The following is a 24991-nucleotide window of genomic DNA, read 5'->3' on the forward strand; positions in this document are numbered from 1 at the left end:
CGCCTCATGGCCAGCCTGACGATCCGCAAGCTCGACGACGCCATTCGCGACGAATTGCGACTGCGTGCTGCCCGCAACGGACGGTCGGTCGAGGACGAGGTGCGGGTCATTTTGCGTGAGGCGTCGCAAGACGGCCTCAAGGCTGACGCAAGATTTCCGCAAGACGCGCCAAACCCCGAAAAGCCATCCAAGCCATTGAAATACATCGGCGATCAGCTTCGCGTCACGCTGATCATCGGCGGCGGAATCGCGGCCTATAAAGCGCTCGATCTGATCCGCCGGCTGAAGGAGCGGCAGATCCATGTCCGCGTGGTACTGACCCGCGCCGCGCAGCAATTCGTCACGCCGCTGGCCGCCAGCGCGCTGTCCAACGAGCGCGCCTATACCGACCTGTTCGATCCACAGAGCGAATTCGATGCCGGGCATATTCGCCTTGCGCGTGAATGCGATCTCATTGTTGTGGCACCTGCGACGGCGGACTTGATGGCGAAGATGGCCAATGGCCTTGCCGATGATCTGGCCTCTGCGATTCTACTCGCGGCCGACAAACCGATCCTGATCGCGCCGGCGATGAATCCGCTGATGTGGAATAACGCCGCGACGCGCCGCAATGTCGCGCAGTTGCAGCGTGACGGCATCAGGATGATCGGACCGAATGCCGGCGAGATGGCCGAACGCAACGAAGCCGGCGTCGGTCGGATGGCCGAGCCGACGGAGATTGCGATTGCGGCTCACACCTTCCTGCGACCGCCGCGCGCACAACCGCTGGCGGGCAAGCGCGTGCTGATCACTGCAGGCCCGACGCATGAGCCGATCGATCCGGTGCGCTACATCGCCAATCGCTCGTCCGGCAAGCAGGGCTATGCGATCGCCGCGGCGGCACGGGACGCGGGCGCCGAGGTCATTCTCGTCTCGGGCCCGGTCGATCTCGACGAGGTACCGGGCGTGACGATGACGCATGTCGAAGCCGCGCGCGACATGCTCGCTGCAGTTCAGGCCGCGCTGCCGGTCGACATCGCGATCTTCGCGGCGGCCGTGGCCGACTGGCGCGTCGTCAATGAAGGCGCCCAGAAGCTGAAGAAGACCGCCGGTGCTGCGATGGCGCCGCTGCAGCTCACGGAAAATCCCGACATCCTCGCGACGATCTCGAAACTCCCCGAACATCGTCCACCCCTCGTGATCGGTTTCGCCGCCGAGACCGAACACCTGATCGACAACGCCAAAGCCAAGATCGCGCGCAAGGGCTGCGACTGGATCGTCGCCAATGACGTATCGCCCGCAACCGGCATCATGGGCGGCGACGACAATACCGTGCATCTGCTGACGCGCAGCACGGACAGCGCGGATATCGCCGTTGATTCGTGGGCGCCGATGAGCAAGGAACAGGTCGCGACGACCTTGGTCGCACGAATCGCCGACACCGTGACGCAATCCACGAAAGACCAATCATGAGCGCTGCCATCCCCGTTCAGGTCGACGTCCAGCAGCTCCCGCATGGCGCTGGCCTGGCGCTACCGGCCTATCAGACCGCGCATGCTGCCGGCCTCGATCTGCTCGCCGCGGTCCCCGAAGACCAACCGATGATTCTCGCCCGCGGCAAATATGCGCTGGTGCCGACCGCGCTGACCATCGCGCTGCCGCCGGGCTATGAGGCGCAGGTGCGCCCGCGCTCCGGCCTTGCCGCCAAGCACGGCATCACCGTGCTGAATTCACCAGGCACCATCGACGCCGATTACCGCGGCGAGATTGGCGTGCTGCTGATCAATCACGGCCCCGCGGATTTCACGATCAAACGCGGCGAGCGAATCGCCCAGATGGTGATCGCGCCGGTCACGCATGCGGAACTCGTGGTGGTCGCGGCGCTCAGCGAAACCGAACGCGGCAGCGGCGGCTTCGGATCCACCGGCCGCTAGCGCGTATTTCGTCACATCGTGCAGCATTTGAATCAAATCCGCCTGCATTTTTTAACCGGGGACTCTGCGTTCACGGTCTGGACTCTTACCCGGCGACTCCCGAAGCGGATATTGTCGAACGATTCGCGATCGGGAGGGGCTGGTCGGGAAGACGTGCGGTTTGGGGCGAATGATGTCAGGCGTGATCGCGGCGATGCGTCGGACCTTGCTGTCGTGCACTTCTATGGTGCGCGACGGGCTTGTCGGCATCAGTGCGTCTGCACTTCTGGCCACCTCCTCGGCGTCGGCCGCTGACGAACCCTTCATTACCCAGACGCTCGCCAATCTGCTCGATCTCGATCGCCAGGAAATCGCCGCGCTGACGACCGCCACAGCGGTGCTCGGCTTCTCCGTCGTTTCCGCCATCCTGTTGATGCACAATCGTATTCGCTCGGCCAAGACCGAGGCGAAGCTGCGCGCGGAGCTGCATACGCTGCAGGTCGAATCCGACCGCTTTCGCGCCTTGCTGTTCACTGAGCCGCAGGTTCTGATCGCCTGGGCCGCAGGCGAAACCCGTCCCGATATCTCCGGCGACACCGCATTGATGATGTCGCAGGACCCGCAGCAGCATCAGCCGCAGCGCATTCTCGCGTTCGTAACATGGCTGCCGCCGGAACCCGCGCTGCGGATGGATCATGCCGTCGACGCACTGCTCGATGCCGGCGAAGGTTTCCTGCTCAATCTGACGACCTCCAGTGGCCGCGCCATCGAGGCGATGGGCCGCGCCATCGGCGGTCAGGCCATTGTCCGGATTCGCGAATTGAGCGGTTTACGCCGCGAGCTCGCCGAAGTCTCGCTGCGTCACAAGGAACTGGCCGAGGAAGCCGAGATTCTCCGCGGCTTCGCCAATGCCGCGCCATGGCCGATCTGGGCCAAGCATGCCGATGGCCGATTGAGCTTCGTCAATGCCGCCTATGCGCGTGCGACTGAAGCGGCTGATACGGGCGATGCGGTCGGTCGCAATCTGGAACTGCTGGACAGCGACGACCGCAGCAGTCTGGCGCGTGCGCTGAACGACAACCAGCCATTTGCCGCGCGCGTGCCGATCGTGATTTCCGGCGAACGCCGCATCTTCGACGTCCACGCCGCCAAGGTCGCCAGCGGCAGTGCCGGCATGGCGATCGACGCCAGCGAAGCTGCCGCGCTATCAGCCGCTTTGGTGCGGATGGCCGAGGCGCATCGCCGCACGCTCGACCAGCTGTCGTCGGGCGTCGCCGTATTCGACGGCCAGCGCCGCCTCGCCTTCTACAACGACTCCTATCGTCGGCTGTGGGATCTCGACCGCACCTTCCTCGACGGTAATCCCGACGATTCCAGCGTGCTCGACCGTCTCCGTGCTGCGCGCAAACTGCCGGAACAGCCGGACTTCCGCGCCTGGAAGGCCAAGCTGCACGAAGCCTATCGTGCCGTCGAAGCCCATAAGGATGTCTGGTATCTGCCGGATGGTCGCGCGCTCTCGATCGTCACCACGCCGAATCCCGAGGGCGGCGTTACCTATCTGTTCGACGATGTCACCGAGAGCCTCGAACTGGCGCGGCGCTTCGATGGCCTGATCCGCGTTCAGCGCGAAACGCTCGACAATCTGGCCGAAGCCGTCGCGGTGTTTGGCAGCAACGGCCGCGCGCAACTGTTCAATCCGGCTTTCGCCAAGATGTGGAAGCTGTCGGACGAAGCGCTGGAGCAGCGTCCGCATATCGAAATGGTCGAAACCTGGTGCCGGCCATTGTTCGACGACACTCCTACATGGCAGGCGATCCGCAGCGCCATTACCGGGATCGACAATCGCAAGTCTGTTCCGCTCAAGCTCGAGCGCAAGGACGGCAGCGTGCTGGCGTGCATGACCATGCCGCTGCCTGATGGCGCGACCATGCTCACCTTCCAGGACATTTCGGACGCCGAGAATGTCGAGCGCGCGCTGCGCGAGCGCAACGAGGCGCTCGAGACCGCCGACCAGATGAAGGTCGACTTCGTCCACCACGTCTCCTACGAGCTGCGCTCGCCGCTGACCACGATCATCGGCTTCGCGCATCTGCTCAGCGATCCCGTGACCGGCCCGCTGATGCCGAAGCAGGCCGAATATCTCGATTACATCACCACCTCGACCGGCGCGCTGCTGGCGATCATCAATAACATCCTGGATCTCGCCACCATCGATGCCGGCGCGATGACGCTGAATCTCGGCCCGATCGATATCCGCAAGACCATCTTGGCGGCGGCCGAAGGCATTCAGGATCGCCTGGTGCGCGACCGCATCGCACTGCAGATCGATGTCGATCCCGCGATCGGCAGCTTTACCGGCGACGAAAGCCGCGTCGTGCAGGTGCTGTATAATCTGCTCGCCAATGCCGTCGGCTTCTCGCCGCATGATGCCGCGATCACGCTGACCGCGCGACGGTCCGAACACACCATCACCTTCACCGTGACCGATCGCGGGCCAGGCATTCCGCCCGAGGTGAAGGACAAGGTGTTCGACTGGTTCGAGAGCCACGCCAATGGCTCGCGCCACCGCGGCGCCGGGCTCGGCCTGTCGCTGGTGCGTTCCTTCGTCGAATTGCATGGCGGCAAGGTCCGCGTCGATTCCGCGGTCGGCAAGGGCACCACCGTCAGCTGCGACTTCCCCATCGACCAGACCGCGCATCGTAACGCCGCCGAATGAGCGAACCCATCATAAACGAGCCCTGCACATTTTCGCTGGCGCTCGCAAATGAGACCGCCACTGCGCAATTGATGGCCGACCTCGCTCTGCTGATCGGCCCTGGCGATGTCATCACCCTCTCGGGCGATCTCGGCGCCGGCAAGACGGCCGCGGCACGCGCGATGATCCGCTATCTCGCTAGCGATTCTGAACTCGAAGTGCCGAGCCCAACCTTCACGCTGGCGCAGAACTATGACCTGCCGTCGTTTCCTCTCATCCATGCCGATCTCTATCGTATCAACGACGCGAGCGAACTCGAGGAGATCGGCCTGTCGCCGTTGCCGGACGACGTGGTGGCGCTGATCGAATGGCCGGAGCGCGCCGATGGTACGCTGCCGCCGGATCGTATCGATATTGCGCTCAGCCATCGTCCGGCACTGGGCTCCGTGGCGCGTGCCGCGGAGATCACCGGTCACGGCAAGGCCGCATCGGTCGTTCTGCGCCTGAAAGCACTGCGTGAATTTCTCGAAGAAGCGCGCTATCTCGATGCTATCAGACAGCGCATGGCCGGTGATGCCTCAACGCGCTCCTATGCGCGGCTAATCCGCGGTGATGACGTCTTCATCCTGATGAATGCGCCTAAGCGGCCGGACGGTGCGCCGGTCTATGACGGCAAGTCCTATAGTGCGGCAGTGCATCTGGCCGAGGACGTCAGACCGTTCGTCGCCATTGCGAACGGACTACGCGCGCAGGGTATCTCCGCTCCGGCGATCCATCACGCCGATCTTGATGCGGGTTTCCTCATCACCGAGGATTTCGGCACTGTGCCGGTGACCGAAGGCGAGCCGCCGGCGCCGATCGCCGAACGCTATCAGGCCGCGACCGATATGCTCGCAATGCTGCACGGCAAGACGTTGCCGGAGATGCTGCCGCTGTTGCCGCATGTCGATTACGCCATTCCCGTCTTCGACACGGATGCATTGCTGGTCGAGATCGGCCTGATGCCGGAATGGTATCTGCCGGACCGCGACGCGCCGCTCGCAGATGACGCACGCACTGAATTTGTCACGATGTGGCGCGAGCTGCTGGCGAAACCCGCTGCGGCGCCAAAGACCTGGGTACTACGCGACTTCCATTCGCCGAATATCATCTGGCTCGACGATCGCGAGGGCATCAACAAGGTCGGTGTAATCGATTTCCAGGACACGGTGCTCGGCCCCGCCGCCTATGATCTCGTCTCGCTGCTGCAGGACGCACGTATCGACGTGCCCGAGCATCTGGAGCTGACCATGCTGACGCGCTACATCAAGGCGCGACGCGCGGCCGATCCCGCTTTCGATGCCGCGGCCTTTGCCGAGCTCTATGCAATCATGTCGGCACAGCGAAACACACGACTGCTCGGTACATTCGCGCGGCTCAACCGCCGCGACGGCAAGCCGCATTATCTCAAGCACCAGCCGCGGATCTGGACCTATCTCAACCGCTCGCTGGCGCATCCGACGCTGGCGCCGTTCCAGCAGTGGTATGCGGCGCATGTACCACCGCCCCGCGGTTAGAGGCCCTTCCTTCCGAGACGAATTACGACCTCTGCGTCGTCATTGCGAGGAGCCCTTGCGACGAAGCAATCCAGCCCTCGCTTGTTACCTTCTGGATTGCTTCGTTCGGCAAAATCGCAAGAGCAATTTTGCCGGCTCGCAATGACGGAGCCGTTGGTCCCGCTGATCGACTCACGCTCTAACACTTCCTTAACCACTTATTAGTCGCACACACTCTATCCTGCGCTTGAGCCCTGCACGTGCGGGGCTTGGCGTACTGGACAAGGGACGTGCCATGACGGAGCGGCGTGCCGGAGATCGGGTCGTTTTCGAGCGCGGCTTTCCTGCGCACATGATGGGCATCGACGGCACCTGGCGTCGCTCCTGCATCATGGAAGATATTTCCGAGACCGGCGCCAAGCTAACCGTCGATGGTTCTGTCGAAGGATTGAACCTGAAAGAATTCTTCCTTCTGCTCTCATCAACCGGACTTGCCTATCGCCGCTGCGAACTCGGCTGGGTCAATGGCGACCAGATTGGTGTGAATTTTCTCAAACCCAACGACAAAAAGAAAAAGACGAAACGTTCCGAGACGCAGGAGGCAGAAACGTGACTGTGCAGGCGGGTGTAATTGTCGCATCCGCGTCATCTCGGCCCATTATGGCTCGATAGGTTCATGCATGCGACACGCCGCCGTGCTACCATCATTTCAGCTCAAAAATTCAAGAACGATTCCATCAAGGCCCATCATTCTACCAAGGCCAATGTCGCTATGTCCGTAAAACCCACCAAAGCAATGGTTCTCGCCGCCGGTCTCGGCCTGCGCATGCGACCGCTCACCGATAATCTGCCGAAGCCGCTGGTCCCTGTCGCAGGACAGCCGCTGCTGGATCACGTGCTCGACAAGCTCGCCGCTGCAGGCGTGACCGAAGCCGTCGTCAATGTGCATTACCTGCCCGACCAGATCATCGATCATGTCGCGACGCGCACCAAACCGAAGATCACCATTTCCGATGAGCGCGATCAGGTGCTCGGCACTGGCGGTGCCGTGGTGAAGGCACTGCCGCTGCTCGGCTCCGAGCCGTTCTATCATCTCAATGCCGACACGATGTGGATTGACGGCGTGCAGCCGAATCTCGCGCGTCTTGCGGAGGCCTTCGATCCCGCACGTATGGACATCCTGCTGCTGATGGCGCCGACCGCCAACAGCATCGGCTACGCCGGATGCGGTGACTACGCGATGCTTACCGATGGTGCGCTGCGTCGCCGCAAGGAGAATCAGGTCGTGCCGTTCGTCTATGCCGGTGTCGCGATCCTGTCACCGGCGCTCTTCAAGGATGCGCCATCCGGTGAATTTTCGCTGACCAAACTGTTCGACAAGGCCAACGAGCAGGAACGCCTGTTCGGGCTGCGCATGGAAGGCGTCTGGATGCATGTCGGCACGCCCGACGCCGTGCGCGCCGCGGAAGACGCGTTCCTCGCCAGCGTCGCCTGAGTTTCCTGCGACTCCCGTCGCCTTTCCAGCCATGCCATGATGCACCCTGATCACGAATCAGGGTGTTCATGCGCGTCTTCAACATTCCATCCTCTGCGCCGTTCCTGCGCACGCTGATCACCGCGCTTGTCGACGGTGATCTCGTCGAGGGATTTTCCGCGCGCGGCGCGCCGGAGAAACTGGCTGAAGTCACCCTGTATCTGCCGACACGCCGCGCCGGCCGCATGGCGCAGGAGATATTCCTCGACGTGCTCGGGACCGACGCCGTGCTGCTGCCGCGTATCGTTCCGCTCGGCGATGTCGACGAGGAAGAACTGGCCTTCGCGCAGGCAGCATCGCCTGAGGCGCTCGAAAGGCTCGATGCACCTCCCGCGCTCGACGGATTGCAGCGCCGGCTTCTGCTGGCGCAACTGATTGCCGCATGGGCGAAGCAACTTGCACCGAGCGATCCCACGCGGACACCGCTCGTGGTCGGTGGCCCCGCCTCCACGCTCGCTCTGGCCGACGATCTGGCGCGGCTGATGGACGACATGGCGACGCGCAAGGTCGACTGGAGCGCGCTGGACGGGCTGGTGCCCGACGCGCTCGATCAGTATTGGCAACTCACGCTGCAGTTTCTGAGCATCGCCAGGAACGTATGGCCAGACATCCTCGCCGCACACAATGCGATTGAGCCTGCGGTGCGCCGCGATCTGCTGATCGATGCTGAAGCTTCGCGCCTGAAGGCCCACAAAGGCGGCCCCATCATCGCCGCCGGCTCGACCGGCTCGATGCCGACCACCGCGAAGTTCCTGCGCGAGGTCGCGCAGCTGCCGCAGGGTGCCGTCGTGCTGCCGGGCCTCGATACCGACCTCGACGACACCGCGTGGAATATGATCGGCGGCACGAAGGATGCGTTCGGTCGCACAGAGTCGTCCGCATCGAACCATCCGCAATTCGCGCTCCATGCGCTGCTGGAACGTTTCGGCATCACGCGCCGCGACGTGATGACGTTCGGCACGCCGTCGCCGCAGGGCCGCGAATTGCTGGCCTCGGAGGCGATGCGGCCATCCAATGCCACGGCGCAGTGGCATACGCGTCTCGCTCAGCCGGCCGTCGAACAGAAAATCGCGGCCGGCATGCAGAACCTTGCTGTGATCGCCGCCGCGAATCCGGAAATGGAAGCACTGGCCATCGCGATCGCCATGCGCGAAGCCCATGAACTCAAGAAGTCCGCCGCACTGGTGACGCCCGACCGCGCACTGGCGCGCCGGGTGATGGCCGCGCTGGGCCGCTGGAATCTCGTCTTCGACGATTCCGGCGGCGATGCGCTGACTGAGACCTCGGCCGGCATCTTCGCGCGTCTCATCGCCGAGGCGGCAGCGGAGCAGCTCGAACCGGCGACATTGTTGGCGCTGCTGAAACATCCGCTGTTTCGGCTGGGCGCGGCGCCGAACGCCTGGAAAGACGCGATCGAGACGCTCGAACTCGCGCTGCTGCGCGGCACGCGGCCGACGCCCGGCACCGCCGGACTGGCGCAGGACTTCTCGCGCTTCCGCGACGAGCTCGGCAAGCTGCGCCGCCGCGAAGCGTCGATGCTGCATGGCGCGGAGCCGCGCGCAAAACTCGACGACGACCGTCTTGACCGCGCGGAAGAACTGATCGCCGGATTGCGCACCGCGCTGGCGCCGCTGGAAGGCATCCACCCCATCAGGCCGATCGATTTCGCTGAAGTTGCCTTGCGGCATCGTGAGGCGATCAAGCTGCTGTCGCGCGACGACAGGGGCAACGATGTCGCGCTTGTGGGGCGCGAAGGAACAGCGCTCACCAAGGCGTTCGACGATCTCGTCGTCATGGAGACTGTCGCGACCGAGAGCGGCGACGAGGAGCGGCTGCGCCCCAGCGGGTTGATGATGCAGCTCCGCGATTATTCCGATGTGTTTCAGACCGCCTTCGCTGACCGCATCGTGCGCCGGCCCGAAGTCGCCAATGCCAGCTTGCGCATCTATGGCCAGCTCGAAGCGCGACTGACGCAATCGGACCGCGTGATCCTCGGCGGCCTCGTCGAAGGCATCTGGCCGCCGTCGCCGCGCATCGATCCCTGGCTGAGCCGCCCGATGCGGCATCAGCTCGGGCTCGATCTTCCGGAACGCCGTATCGGCCTCACTGCGCATGACTTCGTGCAATTGCTCGGCACCGAGGACGTCATCCTGAGCCACGCCGCGAAAGTCGGCGGCGCGCCGGCCGTCGCGTCGCGCTTTCTGCACCGGCTCGAAGCTGTTGCCGGCGAGACCCGCTGGGACGCGGCGCTGGCCGCGGGCGAGCACTATGTTCGCTATGCCGAAGAGCTCGATAAACCCGACACCGTCACGCCGATCGCCCAGCCGGAGCCGCGGCCGCCGCGTACAGCGCGGCCGCTCAGGCTGTCGGTCACCGCCATCGAGGACTGGCTGCGCGATCCCTATACGATCTATGCCAAATATATTCTGGGCCTGGCGCCGCTCGATCCCGTCGACATGCCGCTCTCGGCAGCCGACCGGGGATCGGCGATTCACGCGTCGCTCGGCGACTTCACGATGGAATACAGCAAGGCGCTGCCTGACGATCCCGCCCGGGAGCTGCGCCGGATCGGCGACCGGCATTTTGCGCCCCTGCTGGCGCGACCCGAGGCGCGCGCATTGTGGTGGCCGCGTTTCCTGCGCATCGCGTCGTGGTTTGGCGCTTGGGAAATCGACCGCCGCATCAATGTCGCCAGCATCGACGCGGAAGTGCGCGGCGAGATCAAGATCCCACTCGATCACGGCCGCGTCTTCCATCTCTCGGCGCGAGCCGACCGCATCGAACATCGCAGCGACCGCACTTTCGCGCTGCTCGACTACAAAACTGGCCAGCCGCCCACGGGCAAGCAGGTGCGCATGGGCCTGTCACCGCAGCTCACGCTGGAAGCCGCGATCCTGCGCGAGGGCGGATTTGCCGGCATTGCCGCGGGATCGTCGGTCAGCGAACTGATCTATGTCCGGCTCAGCGGCAACAATCCGCCCGGCGAAGAGCGGCTGCTTGAACTGAAGATCGAGCGCAAGGACGAGCCGCAGTTGCCCGACGATGCCGCGATCGAAGCGCGCGCCAAGCTGGAAGCGCTGATCCGCAGCTTCGAGGACGAAGCCACCGCCTATACGTCGCTCAGCCTGTCCATGTGGTCGAACCGCTATGGCAGTTATGACGATCTGGCGCGGATCAAGGAGTGGTCGGCCAATGGTGGCGGCGGGGGAGGCGAGTCATGAGCGGCCCGCGCAATATCCCGCCCGCCGCGAGCGCCAAGCAGCAGCTCGCGTCGGATCCGGCTTCCTCGGTGTTCGTCTCGGCGAATGCCGGTTCCGGGAAGACCTATGTGCTGGTCAACCGCGTGATCCGGCTGCTGCTCAACGACGTCCCCCCAGAGAAAATTCTCTGCGTGACCTTCACCAAGGCCGCAGCGGCCAACATGGCGGAGCGGGTGTTTACGCGACTTGGCCATTGGGTCACGCTTGACGACGCCGCGCTCGACGCGGAGATCAGAAATGCCGGCGCTGTTCCCAGCCGTAAAGTGCGCGAGCGCGCTCGCGAGCTGTTCGCCAGTGCGCTGGAGACTCCTGGCGGCCTGAAAGTCCAGACCATCCACGCGCTGTGTACGCGGCTGCTGCAACAGTTTCCGTTCGAGGCCAATGTGCCGGCGCGATTCAGCGTGCTCGATGACCGCGACCAGAACGAGATGATGGAGCGCGCCAGCCTGCAGGTGCTGCTGCATGCAGCGGCCGCGCCCGACAGCGCCGAAGGCCGCGCGCTGACAACGGCCATGACCTCGGCCGCCGACGTGACGTTCCGCGACGTGGTGCGCGAGGCGAGCCTGAGCCGTGACCAGTTCCTGGCCTGGATCGAGCGCGCCGGCTCAACAGATGCCGCGATGGCGCAGCTGTCGGCGACGCTGGGCGTGACGGCCGGCGATACGAGAGAGAGCGTCGAGCTGGAAATTATCGACGGGCCGCATCTGCCACGCGAGCGCTGGGTCCCCGCCGCCGAAATCTTCGAGACCGGTAGCAAGACGGACAACGATCAGGCAGCGCGGCTGCGTGAGGCTTTGGCGTTGTCGGGCACCGAACAGGTCGAGAAATACCTCGAACTGTTCCTGACCAAGGACCAGAGCTTACGCAAATCGCTGGCGACCAAGAAGATCGCCGACAGCCGACCGGATCTGCTGGCGGCTTTGCAACGCGAAGGCGATCGCGTGATCCCGCTGCTGGACCGGCGCCGCGCCGTCGCCATGCGCGAACGCACCCAGTCGCTGCTGGTGATCGCCAGCCAGGTCGCGGAGAATTATCGCCGCGAGAAGAACGAACGCGGCTTGCTGGACTATGACGACCTGATTGCGCGTACGCTGGAGATGCTCGACAGGGTGTCGTCGAGCTGGGTGCATTTCAAGCTCGACCGCGGCGTCGATCATGTGCTGATCGACGAGGCGCAGGACACCAGCCCGCGGCAGTGGGACATCATCACCCATCTGATCTCGGAATTCACCTCCGGCGAAGGCGCGCGCGACGGTCTCAAGCGCACGATCTTTGCCGTTGGCGACGAGAAGCAATCGATCTTCTCGTTCCAGGGCGCGGCGCCCCGCGAATTCGACCTGCGCCGCAAGGCACTCCAAAGCCGCTTCAAGAACGCCGGGATGAAGTTCGATCCCATCGCGTTCAGCCATTCGTTCCGGTCGGGCTCGGCCATTCTGCAATCGGTCGATCATGTGTTTCGTGAGGAAGCGATCTTTCGCAGCATCCATGCTGTCGAGAACGGCTATCCGATCCATGAAACGCTGGAGGATGCCGGCCCGAGCCTGATCGACCTCTGGGAGCTGGAGCAGCCGGACGACCGGCCGAGTATCGAAGGCTGGCAGGCGCCATTCGACAAGCGCTCGGAGACCAGCCCAGAAGTGAAGCTCGCACGCCGACTCCAGACCGAAATCAAGGACCTGATTGCGGCGAAAACCGAGACAGGACCGATCGGCAAGCGTCGTGCACTGCGCTATGGCGACATGCTGGTGCTGGTGCGCCGCCGCGGCAAGGCCTTCGACGCCATCATCCAGGCGCTGAAACATGCCGGCATTCCCGTCGCCGGTGCCGACCGGCTCAAGCTCACCGAACATATCGCCATCATCGACCTGATGAATCTGGCCGACGCGCTGCTGCTGCCGCAGGACGATCTGGCATTGGCGACCGCGTTGAAGAGCCCACTATTCGGCCTCGATGACGATGACCTGTTCAAGCTGGCCTATGAGCGCACGGGATCGCTGCGCGACGCACTCGGCGAAAAGGCGGCGAGCGATCCTAAGCTCAGCGGCGCTTTCAAGCGGCTCATCGCTTGCGAGAAGCGCTTTGCCAGCGAGACGCCTTTTGCGTTCTATGCCTGGCTGCTCGGCGGTGATCACGGCCGCGCGCGCATCCTGCGTCGGCTCGGCCATGAGGCCAATGACGCGCTCGACGAATTTCTCGAACTCGCGCTGGGCTATGAGCGCAAGGCGCCGGCGTCGCTGCAGGGCTTCGTCGCCTGGCTGCGCGCCGCCGACACGGAAGTGAAGCGCGACATGGAGATCACCCGCGACGAAGTCCGCGTGATGACCGTGCATGGCGCCAAAGGCCTGGAAGCGCCGGTCGTATTCCTGGTCGATACCACATCGTCGCCGGCGGATTCGCAGCGACTCAATTTGATCCATCTCCCGCAGGGCAACGCCGCACCGAACAGCCCGGGCGTCGTGGTCTGGGCCGGCAAGAAGGCGGACGATCCGCCAGCAGTCGCGGCGGCGCGCGCCGACATGATCCGCGATACCGAGGACGAATATCGCCGGCTGCTTTATGTGGCGATGACGCGCGCGGCCGATCGCCTGATCGTTGGCGGCTGCATGCCCGGCAACCGCAACGAGGTGCGGCCGCTGTCCTGGTACGACCTGATCCAGAAGGGCCTGGAGAATTCCGGGCTGCAGATGCAGAGCGTGCCGCCGCCGGACGGCGTGGTGAAACGCTATACGCGCGTGGAAGACGTGACACCGGCGCCTGGCGCGATGGCGTCTGTCGCAGCAGGTGCGCCCATCGTGCTGCCATCCTGGATGCGCGACAAGGTCGGCGACCAGCCGCGCCGCGAAAGCCTGTTGCGCCCATCGGATGCCGACGACGATGACGACGGCCGCGGACAGCGCTCGGGCGAATCCGAACGGCTGCGCCAACTGGCCTTACAGCGCGGCAACCTCGTGCATCGTCTGTTGCAATCGCTGCCCGACATCACCGCCGAGAAGCGTCGCGAGACCGCCCTGAATTTCCTCGCCCGCAACGCCCATGACTGGACCGATCTCGACCGCGTAGCGCTGGCCACGCAGGTGCTGTCGCTGATCGGCGATCAACGCCTTGCCGAGCTGTTTGCCCCCGGCAGTCGCGCGGAGGTGGCAGTGGCCGGACGACTGACGCGAAAGGACGGATCGCCCGTGCTCGTCTCGGGTCAGATCGACCGGCTGGTTCTGACCAAGACCGAGATCCGGATCGTCGACTACAAGACCAACCACAACCCGCCGCGCAAGCTGATCGAGGCGCCCAAGGCCTATATCCGGCAGCTGGCGCTGTATCGCGGCGTGCTCGCCAAGTTATACCCAGATCGACCGATCCGGGCCGCGCTGCTCTGGACGGAAACGCTTGAAATGATGGAGATTTCCGGTGCTGCGCTGGACGCGGAGCTGGCCGCCATCATCTCGGCGTGACCAACCTTGACCCGGCAAGGGGGCGTTCATAGGTTGGATGCATCATTCCAGCGCGCGAATCTTCTGGCGCGCCTTTCATTGAACAGGACGAGGATACGACCATGGCCGTTGGCAAGGTGACAGACGCCGATTTCGAAGCGGAAGTGCTCAAGGCGACCGGCCCGGTCGTGATCGATTTCTGGGCCGAGTGGTGCGGTCCCTGCCGCATGATCGCGCCGGCGCTCGACGAAATCTCCGCTGCCATGGGCGAAAAGGTCACCATCCTGAAGCTCAATGTCGACGAGAACCCGAAAACCGCATCGAAGTATGGCGTGATGTCGATCCCGACGCTGATGATCTTCAAGGGCGGCGAAATGGCCTCGCGCCAGGTCGGCGCCGCGCCGAAGGCGAAGCTGCAGCAGTGGATCAGCGCTGCGGTCTGATCACGCGCTTTATTCGAGAATTTACGGCCGGTGATTTTCACCGGCCGTTTTTGTTTTGTGTACCTAATCTCGCCCCGCTTGCGGGGAGAGGTCGACTTTCACATGCGGAGCATGTGGAAGGCGGGTGAGGGGGAGCCAGTGTTTCACTCGCTGGCTCCCCCTCACCCGCCGCGGACTTCGTCCGCGCCACCCTCYCCCCGCAAGCGGGGCGAGGGAAGCGACGCCGACCGTTTTTCTTTACATCAGCGAATCCATCCCGTCGCCAGTGCGCTCGCCCATTCCGGTCGCTGGTTCTGCAATGCCAACTCCGCCATCGCCTGATGATCGTAAGGCACCTGACGAAACGTCACCTGCCAGCGGCCTGAGCTGGAATCCAGAATCGCATAGCAGGCGTCGGGCGTGCCGACTTCCAGCGTGTGCGGATAGGGCGTGACGTCGCGATAGCCGGGGCCGCCGACGCTGCCGGGATTGACGATCATGCGGCCGTCGCGAAGCCGCACCGATCGCGCGATGTGGGTGTGGGCGCAGAGAATCAGCGATTGCGTGATGCCCTTGGCCTTCTCCTCGATGGCTTCGATCGCGGCCATATGCACGATGCCTTCGGGGGTCACCGCTTCCATCCAGTAGGCGTTGTCGTCATCGGGCGTCGCGTGAACGAGATAGACCTCGCCCTGATAAATCGTGCTGAAGGGCAGCGCACGCAGCCAGTCCATCTGCTCTGGTTCTAGCTGGCTGTGGGCCAGCCGATCGGACGGCCACATGTCGTCAAGCTTGTAGTCGGTGATGTAACGATCATGATTGCCGCGGATATTGGTGGCATTGAGGCCCATCATGATGTCCACCGCACGGCGCGCATCGAGCGCACCGCTGGCCATATCACCAAGATTGACGATGTCGGTGATGCCTTGGGTACGGATATCGGCGACAACCGCCTCAAGGGCAAAGTGGTTGCCGTGAACATCGGCAATGGCAGCGAAGCGCATCGAACCTCCCTAAAATCAAGCAGATCAATCAGAGATCCCTTGTATCGATGCCGTTCTATGCAGGGAGCGTGCCGTTCTCCGCAAGTACATGACCGGCCAGATAGAGCGAGCCTGCAATCAGGATCCGCGGAGGTACTTCATAGGCGAGCCGGGTGAGGGATTGCAGCGCATCGGCGACGCTCGGCGCCGTCTCGACGCGCATGCCGAGACTCCGCGCGGCATCGGCCAGCGCCTCCGGCGCCATGGCGCCGTCGCGGCCAGGGATTTTCACCGCAATGATATGGCGGGTCTGGCCGGCGAAATTCGCCAGGAAGCCCGTCGCATCCTTGTTGGCCATCATGCCGGCGATCACCACCAGAGGCCGCGGCACGCGCTCTTCGAGATCGCCAAGCGCGGCTGCGATGACGCGCCCGCCATCGGCATTGTGGCCGCCGTCAAGCCAGACTTCGGAATCGGCGGGCGCCACCGCGACGAGCTTGCCCGATGTCAGCCGCTGCATCCGCGCCGGCCATTCGGCGCGCGCGACACCTGTCTCATAGGCGGCCGGATCGATCTTGAAGATATCTAGCGCGCGCAATGTCGCAATGGCCAGACCCGCATTGCCGAACTGATGGCGCCCGAACAGGCGTGGTGCGGCGATATCCATCAGCCCGCGATCGTCCTGATACACGAGGCGGCCGCGCTCGATATTGACGTGCCATTCCTGCCCGGCGCTGATGAGCCGCGCATGCATCCTGCGCGCCTGCTGTTCGATCACATCGGTTACATTAGGCGCTTGCTCGGCCGTGATGACCGGCACGCGGCGCTTGATGATGCCGGCTTTCTCGGTTGCGATTTTCGCGAGCGTGTCGCCGAGGAAGTCGGTGTGATCGATGGTAATCGGCGTGAGCACGCAGGCGGCGGGCGTTTCGATCACGTTGGTCGCATCGAGCCGCCCGCCGAGGCCGACTTCGAGCAGCACGACGTCGGCGGGATGCTTCGCGAACAGATCGAACGCGACGGCGGTCTCGGCCTCGAACAACGTGATCGGCGCGCCAGCGTTAATCGACTCAACATGCGCGAACGCATCACGCAATGCGTCGTCACTCACCAAGGTGCCGGCAAGGCGAATGCTCTCATTCATGCGGACGAGATGCGGTGAGGTGTAGACGTGAACGCGCAGGCCTGCGGCCTCACAGAACGCGCGCAGATAGGCGATGGTCGAGCCCTTGCCGTTGGTGCCGGCCACATGGATCACCGGGGGCAGCTTGCGCTCGGGATTGCCGAGCTGCGCCATCAGCCGCTGCATACGGTCTAGCGACAGATCAATGGTGTTCGGATGCAGCTTCGACAGCCGCGCCAGAATCTCGCCGAGGTCGGGCGACGATGGCGGCGCGGAGGTGCTCACGCGTGTGCGGCCGGCACCGCGTCAGGAGCCACGAGGATCTCGGCCGGAATGCTCTCCGCGCGCGGCGGGCTCGCAATGGCCGGAGACTTCGTCAGCAGACGACAGAGGCGCGCCAGCGTCGGCTTCAGATCGTGGCGATGCACGACCATGTCGATCATGCCGTGGTCACGCAGATATTCGGCGCGCTGGAAACCTTCCGGCAGCTTTTCGCGAATGGTCTGTTCGATCACGCGCGCACCGGCAAAGCCGATCAGCGCGCCGGGCTCGGCGATCTGCACGTCGCCCAGCATCGCATAGGACGCAGTGACGCCGCCGGTGGTCGGGTTGGTGAGCACGACAATGTAAGGCAGCTTGGCCTCGCGCAGCATCTGCACGCCGACGGTGGTGCGCGGCAGCTGCATCAGCGACAGGATGCCCTCCTGCATCCGCGCGCCGCCGGAGGCGGCGAACACGATAAAGGGCGACTTCTTCTCGACGGCGAGCTCGAGCCCGCGCACCAGCGCCTCACCTGCAGCCATGCCGAGCGAGCCGCCCATGAAATCGAAATCCTGTACGGCGACGACGACGCCGGAGCCTTCCATCTTGCCGTAACCGACCTTGACCGAGTCGTTCATGCCGGTCTTGGTGCGCGCATCCTTGATGCGGTCGACATATTTGCGCTCGTCGCGAAACTTCAGCGGATCGGCGATCACCTCGGGCAGCGCGACGTCGTACCAGGTCTCGTTGTCGAAGATCGACTTCATGCGGGCGGTGGCGCCCATGCGCATGTGATAGTTCGAGCCCGGAATGACGAACTGGTTGCTCTCAACGTCCTTGTAGAACACGAGCTGTCCGGTATCCGGGCACTTGATCCAGAGGTTCTCGGGCGTCTCACGACGCAGGATGTTGCGGATTTTCGGCCGGACGACGTTGGTGAGCCAGTTCATATGTGTCTCCGCGTCGCTGAGATGATGCGTCGCTCTGATATCTATATGGCGGCCGGAACGGAGCCCGGCAACCGTTGTTCCCGGTTGATGGAGGCCAATTGTGGCTTATTCCGCAGCCTGTTTGGCCCCATGAACGCCCTGCGCGAGGGCCGCGGCCAGATCGGCGACCGCACTGACAGTCCTGGCCGTGGCCTTGCCATCGGCGTCCAGCGAGCCTTTCAGCGCATCGATCAGCGCGGTGCCGACCACGGCGCCATTGGCATGCCGGGCGATGTCATGCGCGGCTTCCGGCGTCCGGATGCCGAAACCGACACAGACCGGCAGCTTGGTGTGACGCTTGATCCGCGCCACGGCCGTGCTCACGGCGGATGAATCCGCGCTGGCCGAGCCGGTGATGCCGGTGACCGAGACGTAATAGACGAAGCCCGACGTGTTCGCGAGCACCGCCGGGAGGCGCTTGTCATCGGTGGTCGGCGTGGCCAGACGGATGAAATTCAATCCGGCTTTGATCGCCGGCAGGCAGAGCTCTGCGTCTTCTTCCGGCGGCAAATCGACGATGATCAGACCATCGACGCCCGCGGCCTTCGCGTCGGGCAGGAATTTATCGACGCCGTAGATATAGATCGGATTGTAGTAGCCCATCAGGACGATCGGCGTCTTGTTGTCCGTGGCGCGGAAGTCGCGCACGAGCTGCAGCGTCTTGCGCAGCGTCATGCCGGCCTGCAGCGCGCGCAGACCCGCGGCCTGGATCGACGGGCCGTCAGCCATCGGATCGGTAAAGGGCATGCCGATCTCGATGATATCGGCGCCGGCCTTCGGCAGCGCCTTGACGATTTCCAGCGCAGTGGCGGGATCGGGATCGCCGGCCATCACGAAAGTCACGAAAGCCGCGCGGCCTTCGGCCTTGAGTTCGGCGAAACGGGTATCGATGCGGGTGGTCACGACTGCCTGCCCTTCAGGATATCGCCGACCTGCGGGACGTCCTTGTCGCCGCGGCCGGAGAGGTTGACGACCATCAGGTGATCCTTCGGCAGCGTTGGCGCGAGTTCGCTCACCTTGGCGAGGGCATGCGCCGGCTCCAGTGCCGGGATGATGCCTTCGAGTTTCGACAGCAGCTGAAATGCGGTGAGCGCTTCTTCATCCGTCGCCGACAGATACTTCACGCGGCCGATCGTATGCAGCCACGAATGTTCGGGGCCGATGCCAGGATAATCGAGGCCCGCGGAGATCGAATGGCCTTCCTGGATCTGGCCGTCTTCATCCATCAAGAGATAGGTACGGTTGCCATGCAGCACGCCGGGACGGCCGCCAGCAATCGATGCGGCGTGCAGGTTGGTGAGCCCGTGGCCCGCCGCTTCGACGCCGTAGATATCAACCGATGGATCGTCGAGAAACGGATGGAAGAGCCCCATCGCATTGGAGCCGCCGCCGATGCAGGCGATCAACGAATCCGGCAAACGACCTTCGATCTCCTGCATCTGCACACGAGTTTCCTCGCCGATGATCGACTGGAAGTCGCGCACCATCATCGGATACGGATGCGGGCCGGCGACGGTGCCGATGCAATAGAACGTGTTGTGCACATTGGTGACCCAGTCGCGCAGCGCCTCGTTCATCGCATCTTTCAGCGTGCGTGCGCCGACCTGCACCGGCACCACCTTGGCGCCGAGCATTTCCATGCGGATCACATTGGGCTGCTGACGGGCGACGTCCACCGCACCCATATAGACGATGCATTCGAGGCCGAAGCGCGCGCAGAGCGTCGCCGTCGCCACGCCATGCTGGCCGGCGCCGGTCTCGGCGATGATGCGCTTCTTGCCCATGCGGCGCGCAACCATGATCTGGCCGAGCACGTTGTTGACCTTGTGCGAGCCGGTGTGATTCAGCTCCTCGCGCTTCAGATAGATTTTTGCGCCACCGAGATGCTCGGTGAGACGTTCCGCGAAATAGAGCGGCGACGGGCGGCCGACATAGGCCTTGAGATAACCATCCATCTCCTTGCGGAAAGCAGGATCGGCCTTGGCGTCCTCATAGGCCTTCTGCAGATCGAGGATCAGCGGCATCAGCGTCTCGGCGACGAAGCGGCCGCCGAAAATGCCGAAGTGACCGGTATCGTCGGGACCGGACCGGTAGGAATTGGGAATGGCTTGAGTCATCAGGTCGTCAACTCTTGCGTTGCGCGCGCGGCGCGGATGAAAGCGCGGATCATGTCGGGATCCTTGATGCCCGGCGCGCTTTCCACGCCGGACGAAATATCGACACCGCCGGCCCGCGTGATGCGCAGGGCCTCGGCGACATTGGCGGCGGTGAGGCCGCCCGATACCATGAAGGGCAGCTTCAGATCGAGGCCTTCGAGCAGATGCCAGTCGAAGACCGCGCCGAGACCACCCGGACGCGTTGCATCCTTTGGTGGTTTGGCATCGAACAGGATGCGATCGCAGACCGCGGCATAGCCGGGCAACGTAGCGAGATCGGCCCTGGTCTCGACGGCGAGCGCCTTCATCACCGGAAGGCCGAACTTCTGTTTGATATCGCGCACCCGCGCCACACTCTCCTTGCCATGGAGCTGCAGGATATCGGGCTTCAAGGCATCGATACTGTTTTCAAGATCCGCGTCATCGGCATCGACCGACAGCGCGACCTTCACGGCACGGCCCTTCGCCTGCCTGCCCAAAGCCCGGGCAACGTCGAGCGTGACGTGACGCGGCGACGGCGGAAAGAACACGAAGCCGACCATATCCGCGCCGCCGACCAGAGCCGCATCGAGCGTCTCCGGAGTGGACAGGCCGCAAATTTTGACGATCAGAGACATGCTTCAAATGGCCGCTGGCAATACCGGGAATGGCAGGAAAAGCCTATGCGCGGGGTTCTACAACGTCGCGCCGGACTTGTCTCGCTCACCGGCCATATAGGAGGAACCCGGCGCCGGAAGCCGCTGCACACCGTTCCGTGACGTGGTCGCGGTATGGGCGCGCAGATCGGCCAGTTCTGCGCGGGCCCGCCTGATATCGGCCTCATGCTGACGTGCTGCGCGGCGCCAGTGCCCTTGCCTGAACCAGGTCGCCATTCCCCCTGCGATGACGCCCAGGATGGCCGACAGGATGATCACAACGAATAGCGGCATCGTGGCACCGACCGCGGGATCGCTGCTGTTGAACGGATCGAAGGAGACCGTGACCATATGACGGTTGGCGACGGCGAACACGACGAAGACGATCGCGAGGGGGATGATCACCAGGGCTGAGAAGAATTTGCGCATCAACGTCTCTCGCGAAGGCGATGCGGGCGCGCATGCCGCTAATTGGCTCAGACCTGTCGGCCCGAATGCGCGCTACCTCAAAGTTCTTTATGACGCCGCGCTGGCTTCCGGCGCACCATTCTCACGGTTGAGCCGCTCGCGCATTTCCTTGCCGGTCTTGAAGAACGGAACACTCTTCTGGTCTACCGGAACATGCTCGCCAGTCCGCGGATTGCGGCCTGCGCGGGCGGGGCGATGCTTCACCGAGAATGCACCGAAGCCGCGGAGTTCGACACGGTCACCGCGTGCCAGCGCAGCCACGATCTCATCGAGAATCGCATTCACGATGTTCTCAACATCCCGCTGGTAGAGGTGCGGGTTATGCTCAGCGATGCGTTGAACGAGTTCGGATTTGATCATCGAGACGTTGGACTCTGAACGGGAGGATGCATTTCCGTGAAAATGCCTTGAACTGTCAAGACGCTAAATGAATTCGGGCACCTTCGAAAATGCGTGACAAATGCCCGAAACCGTTGTTGCAGCCTTCCTTGCAGTGCGGAAAGAACAGGACGAGCAGTTCCCTAGTTGGTGGTGGCCGGCCGCCACAGCGCCAGCATGCCATCGAGACCGAAGCCGTCCATGGCCTGCGCGAGGCCCGCCTGCTCGACCTGCCGCGCGATCGCGTTGAGACCCACCGCATCGAGTGTGATCGTCGCAGCAGCGCGCAGGAAGGTGAAATCGCTGAATTTAGGTGTCAGCTTGAAGTCGCGAACCGGCAGATCGCTCTTGATTTTCTTCTCGGATACCAGCCACGCCACCGCGGCTTTCTCGTCGCCAAGCTGATCAATCAGCTTGAGGTCCACAGCTTGGCGCCCCGTGAAAACACGGCCATCGGCGACTTTCTGTAGTTGCGCGTCATCCATGGTGCGGCGGCTCTGCACAAGCCCACGGAACCAGCCATAGGAGTCCTTCACGAGCGATTCCAGCGCTGCCCGCGCCTCCGGGCTGGTCGGCTCGAAACCATTGGGCGCCGCCTTCAGGGGCGAGGATTTGACCTGCTCGACCTCGACACCGACGGTCTTCATCAACCCCGTGAAATTGGGAAACTGGAACAGAACACCGATGGAGCCGACCAGCGAGCTCTGCTGCGCAACGATATGGTCGGATGCGAGTGCCGCGATGTAGCCGCCCGATGCGGCCAGGCCCTCGACGACAACGACCATCGGTTTCTTGGCCTTGAGGCGCATCAGCGCGTCATAGAGCTGCTCGGAGCCAGCCGTGGTGCCGCCCGGCGAATTGATATGTACCACCACCGCCGCCGCCGATGATTTCTCCAGCCGCTCCAGCGCCTCGACGCGATCATTGTTGCTCTGAATCAGGCCCTCGATCTTGATGCGCGCAATCGCCCCCGACGACGACAGCCCCTCGGACCCCGACCGCGTCACCACGACGCCGACGACGACCACCGCAGCGACCGCGACCAGCACCGCTGCCACGCGCCAGAACGTCAGCTTGCGACGCATCCTGCGGCGATCGACGATCACATCGGAATCAAGCGACATCGGAAATCTCCTAAGCCCTCGGCGAGAGCTGCGTCTGGCGGATGCTGCATCTGTCGTCCGGGCAGCGTTTACTTGAGGTATCTCAAATACATCAATTGCGAGGCAATATGAAGAAAACATGGTCGAAACAGCAAAAAGGGCCCCGGTGAAACCGGGGCCCCCATTGATAGCAACAAGTGAGTCGAAACTTACTTGCGCGCTTACTTGTCGGTGCTCTGCTTGAGCGCCTTGCCGAGAATGTCGCCGAGGGTCGCGCCCGAATCCGATGATCCGTACTGCGCGATGGCTTCCTTCTCTTCTGCCACTTCGAGAGCCTTGATCGACACCTGGACCTTGCGGGCCTTCTTGTCGAACTGGATCACGCGGGCATCGACCTTCTCGCCGACGGCGAAACGCTCAGCGCGCTGATCCGAGCGCTCACGCGCCAGTTCCGAACGCTTGATGAAGGTCGTGAAGTCGGTGCCGGCGATCTGAACGTCGATGCCGGATTCCTTCACTTCGATCACTTCGCAAGTCACGACAGCGCCCTTCTTGACGTCGCCCGGCTCTGCGAAGGGGTCGCCTTCGAGCTGCTTGACGCCGAGCGAGATGCGCTCCTTCTCGACATCCACGTCGAGGACGATGGCCTTGACCATGTCGCCCTTCTTGAAGTTGTCGATGACCTGCTCGCCCGGCTGCTTCCAGTCGAGGTCGGAGAGATGGACCATGCCGTCCACGTCGCCTTCGAGACCGAGGAACAGACCGAACTCGGTCTTGTTCTTGACTTCGCCTTCGACGGTCGAACCGACCGGGAACTTCTCGACGAACACTTCCCACGGATTGCGCATGGTCTGCTTGAGACCGAGTGAAATGCGGCGCTTGACGCTGTCGACTTCGAGAACCTGCACTTCGACTTCCTGCGAGGTCGAAACGATCTTGCCAGGGTGCATGTTCTTCTTGGTCCACGACATTTCCGACACGTGGATCAGGCCTTCGATGCCCGGCTCCAATTCGACGAATGCGCCGTAGTCTGTGATGTTGGTGACGCGACCTGAGAAGCGTGCGTTCAGCGGGTACTTCGCCTCGATGCCCTGCCACGGATCGTCGAGCAGCTGCTTCATGCCGAGCGAGATACGGTGGGTCTCGTGGTTGATCTTGATGATCTTGACCTTGACCGTCTGACCGATGGTGAGCACTTCGGTCGGATGGTTGACGCGGCGCCACGCGATATCGGTGACGTGCAGCAGGCCGTCGATACCGCCGAGGTCAACGAACGCACCGTAATCGGTGATGTTCTTGACGACGCCGTCGATGACCTGACCCTCTTCAAGGTTCTGGACCAGTTCCTGACGCTGTTCGGCGCGGGTCTCTTCGAGAACCGTACGACGCGACACGACGATGTTGCCGCGGCGGCGATCCATCTTGAGGATCTGGAACGGCTGCGAGTTGTTCATCAGCGGAGCGACGTCGCGGATCGGACGAATGTCCACCTGCGAACGCGGCAGGAAGGCCACTGCACCGTCGAGATCGACGGTGAAGCCACCCTTGACCTGGTTGAAGATGACGCCGTGAACCTTCTCATTGTTGTTGAAGGCCTTCTCGAGCTTGCCCCAGCTCTCTTCGCGGCGGGCCTTGTCGCGCGACAGAACGGCTTCGCCCAGTGCGTTTTCGATCCGGTCGAGGAACACTTCGACTTCGTCGCCGACCTTGAGTTCGCTGTCACGGCCGGGACCGGCGAATTCGCGCAGTGCCACACGGCCTTCAGTCTTCAGGCCGACGTCGATGACGGCCATGTCCTTTTCAATCGCAACCACGATGCCCTTGATAACAGAGCTTTCCTGAAGGTTGCCGCCCGCGAAGGACTCGTCGAGCATTGCCGCGAAATCATCGCGGGAAGGATTATACGAAGAAGCAGTCGAAGCCATTTGTTCTCCAGATGCGGGTATCGCCGGCCGTTCGGGTTAATGGGCGTCTCAAATGTGAAGTGTCAGGGGTCCGCAACCTCTAACGACCGCCTTGCAGGAGGATGCAAGAACGGGCCGGCAGCATGCCTTCACGATCGAAACGTGGGTAGGGTCTTGATGGTGTCCGGAGCCTGAAGCGCGTATCGCAGCTCGAGATCGGGAGCG

Annotated in this window: 19 protein-coding genes; 9 read left to right on the top strand and 10 right to left on the bottom strand. The window is 63.3% G+C overall.

Translation table 11 applies throughout. The features are described from left to right. Positions 1–6 precede the first annotated feature (6 nt). The 9 genes from coaBC (at position 7) to trxA (ending at position 14787) form a co-directional block, all read left to right on the top strand. Complete coding sequence (gene coaBC / locus AC1DUY_RS07815; RefSeq protein ID WP_478113459.1) at positions 7–1452, top strand: bifunctional phosphopantothenoylcysteine decarboxylase/phosphopantothenate--cysteine ligase CoaBC; 1446 nt, start codon at positions 7–9, stop codon at positions 1450–1452. Next, a complete protein-coding gene (dut, locus tag AC1DUY_RS07820) occupies positions 1449–1913 on the top strand; it encodes a dUTP diphosphatase (protein WP_120287740.1) in 465 nt (154 codons plus the stop codon). Before coaBC ends, dut begins: the two co-directional genes overlap by 4 nt. A 172-nt stretch (positions 1914–2085) precedes the next feature. Further along, positions 2086–4608 carry a sensor histidine kinase gene (locus AC1DUY_RS07825; protein ID WP_478113462.1) on the top strand — a complete coding sequence of 841 codons (2523 nt, stop codon included), beginning with the start codon at positions 2086–2088 and terminating at the stop codon, positions 4606–4608. An 11-nt stretch (positions 4609–4619) separates the two neighbouring features. After that, the gene (gene tsaE, locus AC1DUY_RS07830) at positions 4620–6143 is read left to right on the top strand and encodes a tRNA (adenosine(37)-N6)-threonylcarbamoyltransferase complex ATPase subunit type 1 TsaE (protein WP_478114020.1); all 1524 of its coding nucleotides are present in this window, start codon (positions 4620–4622) and stop codon (positions 6141–6143) included. A 274-nt stretch (positions 6144–6417) separates the two neighbouring features. After that, positions 6418–6735, top strand: coding sequence for a PilZ domain-containing protein (locus AC1DUY_RS07835; RefSeq protein ID WP_068734110.1), 318 nt, complete (start codon positions 6418–6420; stop codon positions 6733–6735). Between the two features lie 159 nt (positions 6736–6894). Continuing rightward, a complete protein-coding gene (locus tag AC1DUY_RS07840) occupies positions 6895–7617 on the top strand; it encodes a nucleotidyltransferase family protein (protein WP_089266886.1) in 723 nt (240 codons plus the stop codon). A gap of 68 nt (positions 7618–7685) precedes the next feature. Further along, a complete protein-coding gene (addB, locus tag AC1DUY_RS07845; RefSeq protein WP_478113465.1) occupies positions 7686–10877 on the top strand; it encodes a double-strand break repair protein AddB in 3192 nt (1063 codons plus the stop codon). Then, a complete protein-coding gene (addA, locus tag AC1DUY_RS07850) occupies positions 10874–14365 on the top strand; it encodes a double-strand break repair helicase AddA (RefSeq protein WP_478113467.1) in 3492 nt (1163 codons plus the stop codon). The genes addB and addA overlap by 4 nt, the downstream gene beginning before the upstream one ends. 101 nt (positions 14366–14466) lie before the next feature. Beyond that, positions 14467–14787 carry a thioredoxin gene (trxA, locus tag AC1DUY_RS07855; protein ID WP_068734104.1) on the top strand — a complete coding sequence of 107 codons (321 nt, stop codon included), beginning with the start codon at positions 14467–14469 and terminating at the stop codon, positions 14785–14787. A gap of 242 nt (positions 14788–15029) precedes the next feature. Here trxA and AC1DUY_RS07860 read toward each other — a convergent pair whose 3' ends face one another. From AC1DUY_RS07860 to rpsA, 10 genes are all read right to left on the bottom strand, one after another. After that, positions 15030–15770, bottom strand: coding sequence for a metallophosphoesterase family protein (locus AC1DUY_RS07860; RefSeq protein ID WP_478113470.1), 741 nt, complete (start codon positions 15768–15770; stop codon positions 15030–15032). A 55-nt stretch (positions 15771–15825) separates the two neighbouring features. Further along, entirely contained in the window at positions 15826–17157 is a 1332-nt protein-coding gene (locus AC1DUY_RS07865; RefSeq protein WP_478113472.1) for a bifunctional folylpolyglutamate synthase/dihydrofolate synthase, read from the bottom strand. Next, positions 17154–18083, bottom strand: a complete 930-nt coding sequence (accD, locus tag AC1DUY_RS07870; RefSeq protein WP_439065473.1) for an acetyl-CoA carboxylase, carboxyltransferase subunit beta — start codon at positions 18081–18083, stop codon at positions 17154–17156. Before accD ends, AC1DUY_RS07865 begins: the two co-directional genes overlap by 4 nt. A gap of 105 nt (positions 18084–18188) precedes the next feature. Then, the gene (gene trpA / locus AC1DUY_RS07875) at positions 18189–19025 is read right to left on the bottom strand and encodes a tryptophan synthase subunit alpha (protein ID WP_478113474.1); all 837 of its coding nucleotides are present in this window, start codon (positions 19023–19025) and stop codon (positions 18189–18191) included. Beyond that, positions 19022–20239 carry a tryptophan synthase subunit beta gene (gene trpB / locus AC1DUY_RS07880; RefSeq protein WP_093757880.1) on the bottom strand — a complete coding sequence of 406 codons (1218 nt, stop codon included), beginning with the start codon at positions 20237–20239 and terminating at the stop codon, positions 19022–19024. Before trpB ends, trpA begins: the two co-directional genes overlap by 4 nt. Continuing rightward, positions 20239–20895: a phosphoribosylanthranilate isomerase gene (locus AC1DUY_RS07885; RefSeq protein ID WP_478113476.1), complete on the bottom strand. Its 657-nt coding sequence runs from the start codon at positions 20893–20895 to the stop codon at positions 20239–20241. Before AC1DUY_RS07885 ends, trpB begins: the two co-directional genes overlap by 1 nt. 57 nt (positions 20896–20952) lie before the next feature. Then, entirely contained in the window at positions 20953–21342 is a 390-nt protein-coding gene (locus AC1DUY_RS07890; RefSeq protein WP_199711988.1) for a LapA family protein, read from the bottom strand. A gap of 87 nt (positions 21343–21429) precedes the next feature. Continuing rightward, positions 21430–21741 carry an integration host factor subunit beta gene (locus AC1DUY_RS07895; protein ID WP_089266402.1) on the bottom strand — a complete coding sequence of 104 codons (312 nt, stop codon included), beginning with the start codon at positions 21739–21741 and terminating at the stop codon, positions 21430–21432. 161 nt (positions 21742–21902) lie between these two features. Continuing rightward, positions 21903–22883, bottom strand: a complete 981-nt coding sequence (sppA, locus tag AC1DUY_RS07900) for a signal peptide peptidase SppA (RefSeq protein ID WP_478113479.1) — start codon at positions 22881–22883, stop codon at positions 21903–21905. A 200-nt stretch (positions 22884–23083) separates the two neighbouring features. Beyond that, entirely contained in the window at positions 23084–24787 is a 1704-nt protein-coding gene (gene rpsA, locus AC1DUY_RS07905; protein ID WP_068730324.1) for a 30S ribosomal protein S1, read from the bottom strand. Positions 24788–24991: the final 204 nt, after the last annotated feature.

The sequence above is a fragment of the Tardiphaga sp. P4_G1 genome (assembly GCF_056401215.1).